General features: G+C 45.3%; 12 protein-coding genes. 6 read left to right on the forward strand and 6 right to left on the reverse strand.

The genetic code is table 11. The features are described from left to right. Positions 1 to 132 precede the first annotated feature (132 nt). The 3 genes from ACWYU8_RS02220 (at position 133) to ACWYU8_RS02230 (ending at position 2,736) form a co-directional block, all read left to right on the forward strand. Positions 133 to 939, forward strand: a complete 807-nt coding sequence (locus ACWYU8_RS02220; protein WP_457516764.1) for a transporter substrate-binding domain-containing protein — start codon at positions 133 to 135, stop codon at positions 937 to 939. A 107-nt stretch (positions 940 to 1,046) separates the two neighbouring features. Further along, on the forward strand, positions 1,047 to 1,991 hold the full coding sequence (locus ACWYU8_RS02225) for an amino acid ABC transporter permease (RefSeq protein WP_457517320.1): 945 nt from the start codon (positions 1,047 to 1,049) through the stop codon (positions 1,989 to 1,991). 19 nt (positions 1,992 to 2,010) lie between these two features. After that, entirely contained in the window at positions 2,011 to 2,736 is a 726-nt protein-coding gene (locus ACWYU8_RS02230; protein WP_457517321.1) for an amino acid ABC transporter ATP-binding protein, read from the forward strand. An 84-nt stretch (positions 2,737 to 2,820) separates the two neighbouring features. On the opposite strand, the gene ACWYU8_RS02235 is transcribed toward ACWYU8_RS02230, so the two are convergent. Beyond that, positions 2,821 to 3,738: a histone deacetylase family protein gene (locus tag ACWYU8_RS02235; RefSeq protein WP_457516766.1), complete on the reverse strand. Its 918-nt coding sequence runs from the start codon at positions 3,736 to 3,738 to the stop codon at positions 2,821 to 2,823. A gap of 201 nt (positions 3,739 to 3,939) precedes the next feature. On the opposite strand from ACWYU8_RS02235, the gene ACWYU8_RS02240 reads away from it, so the two are divergent. Next, a complete protein-coding gene (locus tag ACWYU8_RS02240; protein WP_457516768.1) occupies positions 3,940 to 4,146 on the forward strand; it encodes a hypothetical protein in 207 nt (68 codons plus the stop codon). A 46-nt stretch (positions 4,147 to 4,192) separates the two neighbouring features. Here the strand turns inward: ACWYU8_RS02240 and ACWYU8_RS02245 are convergent, their stop codons facing one another. From ACWYU8_RS02245 to ACWYU8_RS02255, 3 genes are all read right to left on the reverse strand, one after another. After that, a complete protein-coding gene (locus ACWYU8_RS02245) occupies positions 4,193 to 6,157 on the reverse strand; it encodes a DNA topoisomerase III (RefSeq protein ID WP_457516770.1) in 1,965 nt (654 codons plus the stop codon). A 104-nt stretch (positions 6,158 to 6,261) separates the two neighbouring features. After that, a complete protein-coding gene (locus ACWYU8_RS02250) occupies positions 6,262 to 6,810 on the reverse strand; it encodes an NAD(P)H nitroreductase (RefSeq protein WP_457516772.1) in 549 nt (182 codons plus the stop codon). A 191-nt stretch (positions 6,811 to 7,001) separates the two neighbouring features. Then, positions 7,002 to 9,014 (reverse strand): FAD-dependent oxidoreductase, encoded by a 2,013-nt coding sequence (locus ACWYU8_RS02255; RefSeq protein WP_457516773.1) that lies wholly within the window; start codon positions 9,012 to 9,014, stop codon positions 7,002 to 7,004. 224 nt (positions 9,015 to 9,238) lie between these two features. On the opposite strand from ACWYU8_RS02255, the gene sppA reads away from it, so the two are divergent. Continuing rightward, positions 9,239 to 11,089: a signal peptide peptidase SppA gene (gene sppA, locus ACWYU8_RS02260; RefSeq protein ID WP_457516774.1), complete on the forward strand. Its 1,851-nt coding sequence runs from the start codon at positions 9,239 to 9,241 to the stop codon at positions 11,087 to 11,089. Positions 11,090 to 11,200: 111 nt separating this feature from the next. Beyond that, entirely contained in the window at positions 11,201 to 12,214 is a 1,014-nt protein-coding gene (gene ansA, locus ACWYU8_RS02265) for an asparaginase (protein ID WP_457516775.1), read from the forward strand. Between the two features lie 71 nt (positions 12,215 to 12,285). Here ansA and ACWYU8_RS02270 read toward each other — a convergent pair whose 3' ends face one another. Continuing rightward, positions 12,286 to 12,570 carry a YeaC family protein gene (locus ACWYU8_RS02270; protein WP_457516777.1) on the reverse strand — a complete coding sequence of 95 codons (285 nt, stop codon included), beginning with the start codon at positions 12,568 to 12,570 and terminating at the stop codon, positions 12,286 to 12,288. Between the two features lie 278 nt (positions 12,571 to 12,848). Further along, entirely contained in the window at positions 12,849 to 13,259 is a 411-nt protein-coding gene (gene msrB / locus ACWYU8_RS02275; protein ID WP_457516779.1) for a peptide-methionine (R)-S-oxide reductase MsrB, read from the reverse strand. Positions 13,260 to 13,370: the final 111 nt, after the last annotated feature.

A 13,370-nucleotide genomic window follows, 5' to 3' on the forward strand; every position in this document is an offset into this window, starting at 1 on the left:
AATGTTACTAGATTGTGTTGCATTATCTTGTGGTTTTTGGTGTCAGTTTTAGTTGACATGATACTCAATACAACATCGTATTTGTCATTGGACGAACAGAAAAAAATAACAAGATTTTTTATAAGGGATATTATGAAAAAATTTATTAAATCTTCAGCAGCTGGACTTGTTTTTGCGTGCTCTCTGCTTGGTGCTAATCAAGCCATGGCAAAGTCTGACCTAGAAGGTGTTCTAAGTTCAGGGGAACTAAAAGTTTGTTTTGACGCTGGCTATATGCCATTCGAAATGAAAACCAAAGACGGCCGTTTTATTGGTTTTGATGTCGATTTAGGTAAACACATGGCTCGTTCTATGGGAGTTAAATTCACTCCTGTGAACACAGCTTGGGATGGCATTATCCCTGCACTACAAACTAACAAATGTGACATCATCATGGGTGGTATGACTATCACTCCTGAGCGCAACTTGAAAGTTAACTTTGCTGACCCGTACATCGTTATCGGTCAGTCCGTCATCATCTCGCCAGCACTTGAAGGTAAGATTAAAAGCAGCGCTGATTTGAATGACCCTAAATACACAATCTCAACTAAGCTAGGCACTACTGGTGTAGAAGCTGCGAAAAAACACCTATTCAACGCGAAAATTGACCTATACGACACTGAAGTGGATGCCGTTCTACAAGTTGTTAACGGTAAAGCAGACGCTTTCGTTTATGACTTTCCATATAACGCAATCTACGCAGCTCAAAACAAAGGCAAAGTTGCGCACGTAGCAGAACCGTTTACTTACGAGCCTCTAGGTTGGGCCATTCGTCAAGATGACCCGAACTTCCTAAACTTCTTGAACAACTACCTACGTCAAATTAAAGGTGATGGTACTTACGATCGTATGTACGACAAGTGGTTCAAGTCTGACGACTGGTTGAAAGAAGTTCAATAATTAGCCGATTTCGCTTGAGTCTATTAAAGTCTCGCGAACTATAGCTATAGCCAACCGGGTAGCGTAAGTTGCCCGGTTCATTAAAAAGAAAAAAGAGAATCTGAGTGATGCAGTCAAAATCCTCAAAATGGATAGGACACGGAATTTATGTCCTAATTATGGCCATGCTAATTGGTGCGGTCTATTTCTCTGGGAAGAGTATTAACTATAACTGGCATTGGGATCGTCTCTGGCCATATGTCGTCAACACCGAAATGCAACAGCTCCGTGCAAATGGTGACGGTACAGCAGTAGTAAAAGCCGGTCAGTTAACGATTGAGTTCGACAACTCTAGCCAACCGCAAATCATTGAGCATTACACAACACTTCTGGTTGGAAATGGCGATTTAGTTTTCCAAGGCGATGCTGTCGCGCAACTGAACGAATGGAAATTCGGGCCAATTGCTCATGGATTATGGGTAACGGTTGAAATATCCTTTATCTCCCTCATTTTTGCCGTTTTGCTCGGTCTTATATTTGGTCTGATGAGGGTGTCGAAAAATCAGGCAGCGAGAGATTTATCGCTTACCTATGTCGAGTTGATTCGTGGTACGCCTCTGCTGGTTCAAATATTTATCGTTTATTTCTTTATCGGAACCGTACTCGATTTTGATCGTTTTACTGCTGGGGTCGTAGCATTATCAGTATTCACAGGCGCTTACGTTGCCGAAATTGTACGCGCAGGTATTCAGGCCATTCCTACAGGACAGATGGAAGCGGCGCGTTCGTTGGGTATGACTTATCCGAAAGCGATGCGCTACATCATTCTACCGCAAGCGCTAAAACGCACTTTGCCGCCTTTAGCTGGTCAGTTTATTAACCTTATTAAAGATTCTTCGCTTGTTTCAGTTATCTCTATTACTGACTTAACCAAAGCGGGTCGTGAAGTCGTGAGTGGCAGCTTTGCACCATTCGAAGTGTGGTTCACTGTTGCGGCACTTTACCTACTAGTAACCGGGACTCTGTCTTGGGCAATTCAACGTTTAGAGAAGAGGTTATCAGCCAGTGACTAGTGAATACAACGGCGAAGATATGGTTTATGCCAGCAACGTAGACAAGTTTTACCCTAATGGCTGCCACGCCTTAAAGTCGGTTTCAACGACGGTAAAACGAGGTGAAGTAGTCGTTATTATTGGACCTTCAGGCTCAGGTAAATCCACGTTCTTGCGTACATTGAACCAGCTGGAAGAGATCAGCTCGGGGACTATCATTGTTGATGGTTTCGATATGTATGCGAAAAGCACTGATATCAACGTATTACGTCAAAACGTAGGGATGGTATTCCAAAGTTTTAACCTATTTCCGCATATGTCGGCGTTGGAAAACGTCATGATTGCGCCATTAAAAGTGGCTAAGCGTCCTAAGCATGAAGTGGAAGGTGAAGCGAAGGTGTTGATCAAACGTGTTGGTTTGGAAGACCGTATGAACAACTACCCAACGCATCTTTCCGGTGGTCAACAGCAACGTGTTGCGATTGCTCGAGCGCTCGCCATGAAGCCAGATCTGATGCTTTTTGATGAACCGACTTCGGCACTTGACCCTGAGATGGTGGGTGAAGTACTGGACGTTATTAAGTCACTGGCAAAAGAAGGGATGACCATGGTTATCGTGACTCACGAAATGGGCTTTGCACGCGAAGTTGCTGACCGTGTGTTGTTTATGGAAGATGGTAAATTGTTGGTGGATGACAGCCCTAAAGCGGTCTTTGACAACCCAACTCACCCTCGCCTTCAACAGTTCCTGGCAAAAGTGTTGTAACTGTATTTGTGAAAAGAGAACCGAGCTTTTATGGCTCGGTTTTTTCTTTTGCTGTTCTTTTTAGCAAAAGATCTTAGGTGTTAGTCAGTTGAACACTTCCAAACTCGCCTGAATTAAATTCATATGAATCGGGACAAGATCTGCGTGATTGGTTCGGTAGCCGCCTCCGACAACCGCCGCGACCGGAATACCCCGATCTTTCATCAGCTTCATTAGGAAACGATCTCGCTCTAATATGCCTTGGGTGGAAACATCAAAGTAACCGAGCTCGTCGTCAGTGTGTATATCAACACCCGCATCATAAATCACCATATCAGGTCGATGCAGATTCAGCGCCATTTCCACCACCTCTTTAAATGTTATTAAAAAGGTTGCATCATCGGTTCCCCTTACCAGAGGAACGTCCAGATCAGATTCCGGTTTTCTTGCCGGGAAGTTCTTATCACAGTGGAAAGAGAGCGTCACAATGTCCGGCTCATCCTGACAGAGCGTTGCCGTACCATCACCGTGGTGTACATCACTATCAATGATCAAGATTTTATCGACATTCTCGTGACTCAACATGTGCTTTGCCGCAATCACAAGATCGTTAAACAGGCAGAAGCCACTGCCGAAGTCCCGGTGAGCATGGTGATAACCACCACTCAAATGCAAAGCCACGCCATGTTCTAGTGCTTTTTCGGCGGTCAGAACCGTACCTGCCGCAGAAGTTAGCGTTCTGATTATGAGCGCTTCGCTCCATGGAAACCCGATGCGACGCATTTTAGCTGCAGGCAAAGTGCCACTAACAAGTAAATCGACGTACTCTTCTTCATGAACTTGCTTGATATCGGCAACGGAAAGCGCTTTTGGCTCAAAAAACTGAACTCGCTCTTGCCAGTTTTCACTTGCAACCTTTGCCTGCACCGCATCATAAAGGTATTGGTACTTCATGATTGGATAGCGATGCCCTTCTGGCAAATCGAGTTGTGAGTATATTGGGTGATAGATAAGTGGCAGCATCGGAGGTTCTTTTTATCAATGGTGACAAAATAGTACCAAGTTCAACCATTGAAGCAAATGCCATTTCTCTGCTGCATTACTCGAAAACAAACCAATTAGCAAATTCACATAGAATATGCACACTTTTGACTATAGAGACTTGAATTTCTTCATATGCCATCCAGACTTAGTGGAGTTTTCAAACCACTAAGGAGTCTAGCAATGGCTGCAGATAAAGATTTGGTGAATTTCAGTGAAGAGCATGAGCTCAATTATTGCTTAAGAAGTGCAGGTAAACGTCAAACCCAAGCAAACAGAGACGCGCTTGTTGGTTTGGGTAAGCAAGTTAAACAAGACCTCGGTAAGCGTGTTCTGTCTCAAGATGATGTCAAAGGCGCGATTGAGAAGAACAGCAGCTTGTTTGAATAGTAACGTGGAAGACTAAAGCGGCACACGTTTCAGTGTCGCTTTGTTTTCAAGTAGATTGACGTTTTGGCGAGCCAGAATTGGAGGCATTGCCTTTGGAATAACTGCGCTTCTTACGTTTAAACGCTGGCCGTTCTACTTTCGGTAAGTGACGTAATGATTCTGGAATTGTCCCCGACTTAACCTGCCCCATCAAACCATCGATTCGCAGCTCTAATGCTTGCATAAAAGGCTGATAAGCCTGATTTTTCTCTGCCATACCTTGCAACTGGTGCTCCCAATGCGCAGTCATATCCGGATAAGTTGCCTCTTGCGGAAGTGCATGAATCAAACCTCGTCCCGCTGGTGAGCTTAAAATCGATTTTCCTTGTCGAGTCAAAAGTTGGCGCTTGAAAAGTGTATCGAGAATACCAGCTCGCGTCGCTTCCGTTCCAAGACCATCCGTATCCCGAAGTATCTTCTTCAACTCTTTATCCGAGACATAACGCGCAATTCCTGTCATAGCCTGTAACAGGGTCGCTTCGGTAAAGTGTTTTGGAGGTTCTGTCTTGCGGTCTTTAATTTCGCCTTCCCGACACGTTAGTACAGTGCCTTCCGCTAAAGGTGGCACAGCATCAATACCTTCGTCCTCGTTGTCTGTTTTTCCCATCAAAGCTTTCCAGCCAGGAAAAACAAGCTGGCGACCTTTGGCGATAAATGTGCCACCTGCGATGTCAAACACCAGCTTAGCTTCTGCGTAGACTGCTGCTGGATAAAACTGCATTAAATATTGTCGTGCAATCAGCTGATAAACTTTCATCTCATTGCCAGATAACGCATTCACGTTCGCTTGCTTAGGCGTTGGAATAATAGCGTGGTGGGCATCCACTTTTTTGTCGTTCCAGGCTTTCGATTTAATAGACAAGTCGGCCCCCTGAACGGCTCTTTGTAGCTCTTTGGCGTTGTTAGCAATAGCAGCAGTCACCGACCCCGCTTGTGCATAATGTTCCAGCGGCAAATAACGACAATCCGAACGCGGGTAAGTAATCAGCTTATGTTTCTCATAAAGCGCCTGACAGGTATCCAATACTTGCTGGGCACTCATGCCATAACGTTTTGCCGCGTCAATCTGAAGCGCAGATAAAGAATAAGGTAACGGAGCAGCCTGCTTAGTTTGCTTTTGCTCCGACTCTTTCACGGTAGCGGGTTGGTTCTGGATACGGCTTGCAACATTTTCCACCAGCTTTCTGTTGAGTACTCGCCCTTCTTCATCCTGCCACGGTTTACAGGCATCACTTGGCTTCCAGCGTGCGCGAATATCAAATGCGCCGTTTTGGTCTTCATATGGGATTAACGCGTGTAGAGTGAAATAGTCTTTCGGCACAAAGTTTTCGATTTCTTCATCACGACGAGCGACCAATCCTAAAACCGGGGTTTGTACTCGTCCGACCGAAAGTACGCCTTGATAACCGGCTTTTTGGCCCAGCAATGTGTAAGCGCGTGACATATTCATGCCATAGAGCCAATCCGCTCTGGAGCGCGCCAGTGCAGAAACAGACAAAGGGATAAAATCACGGTTACTGCGCATTGAACTTAATGCGCGCTTTACGGCAGGTAAGTTTAAGTCTGAAATCAGTAAACGTTGTGTCGCTTCTTTCTTGGTTTTAGACAGCTTGCAGTAATCAAGCACTTCATCAACCAGAAGCTGGCCTTCGCGATCCGGGTCTCCGGCATGGATAACTTCCGTCGCTTCTTTTAGTAATTTACGAATCACTGTCAGTTGCTTACTGGCACTCTTTCTTGGCCTTAACTGCCACTGCTGAGGGACGATCGGCAAATCCGCCAAGTTCCACTTTTTATAACGCTCGTCGTAAGCATCTGGTTCAACTTGCTCTAATAAGTGCCCGATACACCAAGTCACCACATCTCCATTGCCACAGCGAATAAAGCCTTGGTCTTTCTTTTGAGGGTTCGGTAGTGCGGCAGCGATCGCGCGGCCTAAACTTGGTTTTTCAGCAATAAACAGACGAGACATAAGGTTTTGGAAGTAATAATAATTAGGGCCACATTATCGAATGTAGCCCTAATAAATCAAGAAAAAACTGTACAGATGAACAGTAACAACGCTTTGCTCAACGTTTATTGAAACTCAACAAACTTCGACAAATCACGCTCAGGCACTTTCATCGCTGTACCGGCTGGCGTACCTAAGTAAAGGAAACCGACAATTTCATCTTCACCTTCCAGACCAAACGCCTTATGCACTTCTGGGTGGAACATCCACTCTCCTGAACGCCAGAAACCTTGGAAGCCTTGCGCGACTGCTGCCATTTGCATCGCTTGAACCGCACAGCCCGCCGAAAGGTATTGTTCCAGTGCAGGTACTTTTTCATGCTTAGTTACTTTTGCGATAACAGTGATTACCATCGGTGCACGGTATGGCGCATTTTTCAATTTTTCAATCACCGCATCATCACTGTTTTCCGCCATCGCTGCACTGACCAAAATATCCGACAGTTTCTTTAAGCCTTTACCTTGGGCAATGACAAAACGCCACGGAGTTAAACCTGCATGATCAGGAGCACGAAGGCCTGCACGAATGATATTTTCCAGCGCTTTACCTTCCGGTGCTGGCGCGGATAACTTGCCGACAGAACGACGGTTAAGCAAAAGATCGAGAGCTTCCATGAACAGGTCCTTATTGAATCTAACTTGAATGTTGTCTGTTGGTCACTTTAGCACAATCCACTCTTTGGAATAACAATCTGTTTTTTAGGGATTATACCCATTTCACAAAATACAATATTCCATTCTGAATGGAGATAAAAAAAGCCGCGCAGTGTGCGCAGCTTTTTCAGAACGTTTAAGGTGAAATGCGTTTATAGCTTCACTGCAAGTTTCACACCCTGACGGATCGCTCGAACGGCATCCAGCTCACCAGCATGATCAGCACCACCGATGATGTGTAACTTACCGCCCAATTGAGGCCATTTGTCTTCAAAAGGACGCACCGATTCCTGACCTGCACAAATGACCACTTTGTCAGCGTCCAGCAATTGAGATTTGCCATCAACTTTAATGTGTAATCCGCGCTCATCGATTTTCTCGTAAGAAACGCCACCAAGCAGATGAACGCCACGTTTTTCTAACGTACGTTTGTGGATCCAACCGGTCGTTTTACCCGGGCCTTTGCCAACTTGACCTTGACGACGTTGAAGAACCCAGATTTCTTTATCACTGACGGAGTCAGGGAAAGGGTACAAACCACCCGGCTGAGACATCTCTTTATCAATGCCCCATTCATGTAGCCAGTCATCCAGCGTGTGACCTACTGGTTCAGTGATCATGGTTGCGATATCAACACCGATACCACCAGCACCAACAATCGCAATTTTTTCACCAACTGGCGTTTTATCGCGAATCAAAGTTTGGTAGTCGACCACTTTTTCTGCATTGTCGATACCTTCAATAACCACTCTGCGCGGTTCTACGCCCGAAGCCATCACGACTTCATCGTATTCGGTCAGTAAGTCGAAATTTGCTTCGGTTGAAAGATGCAGATTCACACCTGTCTCATCAAGGCGGTTAGCAAAGTAACGAATCGTTTCACGGAATTCCTCTTTACCCGGAATTTGCATCGCCAGACGGAATTGTCCACCAATACGGTCATTCTTCTCGAATAAATCGACTTTATGGCCACGCTCTGCCAGTGTCGTCGCACATGCGAGACCAGCCGGACCTGCCCCCACTACGGCAATGTTCTTTTTCTTAAGCGCTGGCGAGACGACGATTTCGGTTTCATAACAAGCAAGTGGGTTAACCAGACAGCTTGCACGCTTACCTTTAAACACATTGTCCAGACATGCTTGGTTACAGCCGATACAGGTGTTGATGAACTGCGCTTTTTCCTGCTCAGCTTTTGCCACAAAGTAAGGGTCAGCCAAGAAAGGACGAGCCATAGAGACCATGTCAGCTTGGCCAGACGAGAGAATCCGCTCTGCTTCATCTGGAGTGTTGATACGGTTACAAGTGATGATTGGCACTGATACATGTGGCTTCACTTTCTCTGTAACCCATGTAAATGCCCCCCGCGGTACTTGAGTCGCGATGGTTGGGACTCGGGCCTCGTGCCAGCCAATACCTGTATTGATGATGGTTACACCCGCTTCTTCAAGTCCTTTAGCCAGTTCAATCACATCTTCAAACGTACTGCCTTGCTCTACTAAGTCCAGCATCGATAGACGGAAGATAATAATGAATTTATCCCCAACCGCTTCTCGTACCGCTTTAACAATCTCCAGTGGGAAACGCATACGTTTTTTGTAGCTGCCGCCCCACTCGTCGTAGCGCATGTTGGTGCGTTTACACAGGAATTGGTTAATCAGATAACCTTCCGAGCCCATCAATTCCACACCGTCATATCCAGCGACCTGTGCAAGTGCAGCGCTGTTGGCAAAATCTTCAATTGTGCTCTTGATTTGACGCTCGCTCATTTCACTTGGTGCAAACTTAGAAATTGGAGCCTTAATGCCTGATGCACTTTGCGCCAAAGGGTGCATTGCATAGCGACCTGCGTGAAGAATTTGCAGAGCAATTTTGCCTCCATGTTTATGAACCGCTTCAGTGACCACGCGATGCTGTTCTGCATGTTTGGGTTTACTAAACTCTGCGCTCAAAGGGTGTAGCCGACCACGGAGGTTGGGAGAGAAACCGCCCGTTACAATTAAACCGACGCCACCTTTTGCGCGTTCTTCATAAAATGCGGCCAGCTTTTGAAGCCCTTCCTTGTGCTCCTCTAAACCAGTGTGCATTGAGCCCATCAGAACGCGGTTACGTATTTGGGTAAAGCCGAGATCCAGTGGTTTTAATAAGTTTGGGTACATGGCAGACATTACTGAACATCCATTGTTATTATCTTGTGAAATAACATTACATTCCGTTAACCACAAAATCAAACAGGTGTTTACATTTTTGTAACGCCGATCAATCTAACGCTAAAATATGCCAATTATTGAAGGAGCGTGATAAGCTAAAAACACGTTATCTTTTGAGATCTTAGAGATAAGAACCCATAATTTGTAAAATTACGAATGGCTTATCTCGTGATGGAGACATGATGAAAAAACTCTTCAATTTTATTGGTCTGATATTTAAGGGAATATGGAAAGGCATCACCTTTGTAAGACTTGCCCTGACAAACTTACTCTTTCTGTTAATGATTGCCGTTTTCTATTTTGCGTTTACCTACACTGGAGAAGGTAGACCAGTCATAGAGAAAGAGTCTGCGTTGGTGATGAATCTATCTGGCCCAATCGTAGAACAGCGACGTTATGTTAATCCAATGGATTCCTTCACCGGCTCTTTGCTTGGTCAGGATATGCCAAAAGAGAACGTCCTGTTTGATATCGTTGATACTATTCGCTATGCCAAAGATGACCCGAAAGTGAAGGGACTCGTCTTAGCGCTACGCGATATGCCAGAAACGAATCTGACCAAGCTGCGCTATATCGCAAAAGCACTGAATGAATTTAAAACATCGGGCAAACCGATCTACGCAGTCAGTGACTTCTACAATCAAAGCCAGTATTACCTCGCCAGTTACGCTGACAAGGTTTATATGGGTCCAGATGGTGGTGTGTTGATTAAAGGTTACAGTGCTTACTCGATGTACTACAAATCGCTATTGGAAAAACTGGAAGTGTCGACTCACGTTTTCCGTGTAGGTACCTACAAGTCAGCTATAGAGCCATTTATCCGAGATGATATGTCGGAAGCGGCGGAAGAATCGGCGACGCGCTGGATCACTCAGCTTTGGAGTGCATTTGTCGATGATGTGGCAACCAACCGTAACATTGACGCTAAAGTACTGAACCCAACGATGGAAGAACTATTGGCAGAAATGCGCTCTGTCGATGGTGATATTGCAAAACTATCGCTTAAGTTAGGTTTGGTCGATGAATTGGCGACCCGACAAGAGATTCGTACTCTCTTTGCGAAAGAATTTGGAAGCGACGGTAAAGACAGCTACAACTCGATCAGCTACTACGATTATCTGGCAACGATGCATCCTGAATACGATACCGCAGAGGATGATATTGCCGTCGTTGTGGCGAGCGGAACCATTATGGATGGCAAGCAGCCAAGAGGCACCGTTGGCGGTGATACGGTAGCCAGCCTGCTTCGCCAGGCCCGTAACGATAAAAACGTTAAAGCTGTTGTTCTTCGTGTTAACAGTCCTGGTGGTAGCGCATTTGCTTCTGAAGTGATTCGAAATGAAGTCGCTGCTCTCAAGCAAGCCGGTAAACCCGTAGTTGTCTCGATGTCGAGTTTGGCAGCATCCGGCGGTTACTGGATATCAATGAGTGCAGATAAAATTGTTGCCCAACCAACGACCCTCACGGGTTCAATTGGCATCTTTAGTGTCATCACAACGTTTGAGAAAGGCTTCAATAAACTGGGTATTCACACCGATGGCGTTGGGACGTCACCATTCTCGGGTATTGGCATTTCAACAGGACTAACTGAAGGCGCTTCACAAGCAATGCAAATCGCGATTGAGCACGGCTACAAACGCTTTATTTCTTTGGTTGGTGATAATCGTGGAATGTCTCTTGAAGAAGTGGACAACGTAGCTCAAGGTCGAGTATGGACAGGTCAGGATGCACTATCCTCCGGCTTGGTCGACCAAATGGGTGACTTTGATGACGCGGTAGAGCTTGCAGCGAAATTGGCTGACATCACTGACTACAACATTTACTGGGTTGAGGAGCCACTTTCTCCCGCTGAATTGTTCCTTGAAGAGTTCATGAGCAACGTAAAAGTATCACTTGGCTTTGACGCAACAAGCATGTTACCAGAGAGCTTAAAACCCGCTGCTGAGCAATTGCAACAAGATGCAAGCATGCTACAAAGTTTCAACGATCCAAGAGGTCAATACGCATTCTGTTTGAATTGCCAAGTTCAATAGCCAGAACTATCTAGTAAAAAAGGGGGGTATCTTAGTGATATGCCCCTTTTTATTACCCATCAATTCGTTATAATTCGCGCACATCTCCCCTACATGAAAGTAAATAGAACGATGACTAGAAAACACATCTATATCGCTTATACCGGTGGTACTATCGGTATGCAAAAGTCTGATCACGGTTATGTACCTATCGCTGGCTTTATGGAGAAACAGCTAGCTGCGATGCCAGAGTTTCATCGTCCAGAGATGCCTGAGTACACCATCCACGAATACGAGCCATTGATCGACTCATCAGACATGACGCCAGCCGACTGGCAGCAAATCGCAGATGATATTCGTGATAACTATGATAAATATGATGGTTTCGTGATCCTACACGGCACGGATACAATGGCTTACACTGCTTCTGCACTGTCTTTCATGCTGGAAAACCTTGGCAAGCCAGTTATCGTAACGGGTTCGCAAATCCCTCTGGCAGAACTACGTTCTGATGGTCAGGCGAACCTGTTGAATGCGCTGCATATCGCAGCCAACTTCCCAATTAACGAAGTCACTCTGTTTTTCAACAATCAGTTGATGCGCGGTAACCGCAGCACGAAATCTCATGCTGACGGCTTTAATGCCTTCACTTCGCCAAACCTTCCTCCGCTGTTGGAGGCTGGTATCAACATTCAAATTAGCAATAATGTGACTGTCGGTGCTCAACCAGAAGGCAAGTTTAAAGTGCATAACATTACGCCGCAGCCAATTGGTGTAATTACGATGTACCCAGGTATTTCTCATGAAGTCATTCGCAATACATTGCTTCAGCCAGTGAACGCCATGATTCTACTGACGTTTGGTGTAGGTAACGCGCCACAGAACCCAGAGCTACTTGGTCACTTACAAGAAGCCTCAGAGCGTGGCGTTATTGTGGTTAACTTAACTCAGTGTCTGGCGGGTAAAGTGAACATGGGCGGTTACGCAACCGGATGTGCGCTGGCAGATGCAGGCGTAATCAGCGGATATGATATGACGCCAGAAGCTGCACTTGCCAAACTGCATTACCTTCTTAGCCAGAACTTATCTTACGAAGAAGTAAAAGAGAAAATGCAGCAAGTATTACGTGGTGAAATGAGCCTATAAAGGCTTGTTACTCATTACTCAATTAGCTAAACAGCCCAATGATTACATTGGGCTGTTTCGTACTGGGCATGTTATTCAGCGTTTGGATTCACACGCACGATATCACTTTCATTTCTGCTGAATTGCTTTTTCAATTCCTGCTTCGACTTAAAACTAATTTCCCCGCCGGCCGCGACGGTCATATGTTGTGCTTCAGTATTATGTTTTGATTGATACAACATCACAGCTTGCATACATGAGTCACGCTGCTGTTTAGAAAGCATTGAACCTTCTGGCCACCTTCCCGTTTCCACTGCATAAACTAAGCGTTCATAGACTTCTGGCGTCATCGCTTTTAATAATTGTTCTGTGTCCATAATGTACCTTCTTATTACATTCTGTTCACAGAACATAGCGGGTTAAGAAACTGAGTCAAGGACACAGAAATGAATTGGTGTAACGGATCACAGGCACGGCCATGAAAACAACACACCAGTTGCTGACAGGAGCAAAAACGCCGAATCGATTTCACTCCCGAAAATATAAAAAACTCCCGAAAAAGTCGGGAGTTTTTTCTCAATTCAAGCTGTCAGCCTTGATGTGTTCACCAATACAGTTTTGAAAGGATGAAACACTCTTAACTGCAATTTTGTCACTAATCTTCAGATTTGTTGAAAATTAACGACACCGAATTAACACAGTAACGTTCGCCTGTTGTCTGTGGGCCATCTTCAAAGACGTGCCCTAAATGACTATCACAGGTCGCGCATCGTATCTCTGTACGCACCATTCCGTGACTCAGATCATCTAAATAGCGCACCGCCTGATCATTAATCGGAGCATCGAAACTCGGCCAGCCACACCCTGAATCGTACTTGTTATCAGAGACAAAAAGAGGGGCATCACAGCAAGTGCAGCTATATATACCAGTTTCCTTATTATGCAATAACTTACCACTGAATGGCGGCTCAGTTCCCTGCTCTCGGCAGACACGAAACTCTTCATCAGATAGTCGCTCACGCCAATATTCATCGGACTTCGTCACTTTTCCTCCGCTTTGTTCCACTAGTTTTAGATCCTTATTCCCTGTTTTGAGCAATGACTTTTTTAGCAAAAAACTTGATTCTCGTAACAGTTGTAGCACATACTTTCTCACCAGGACACCATGTGTAATTAA

This window comes from Vibrio limimangrovi, from assembly GCF_054064025.1.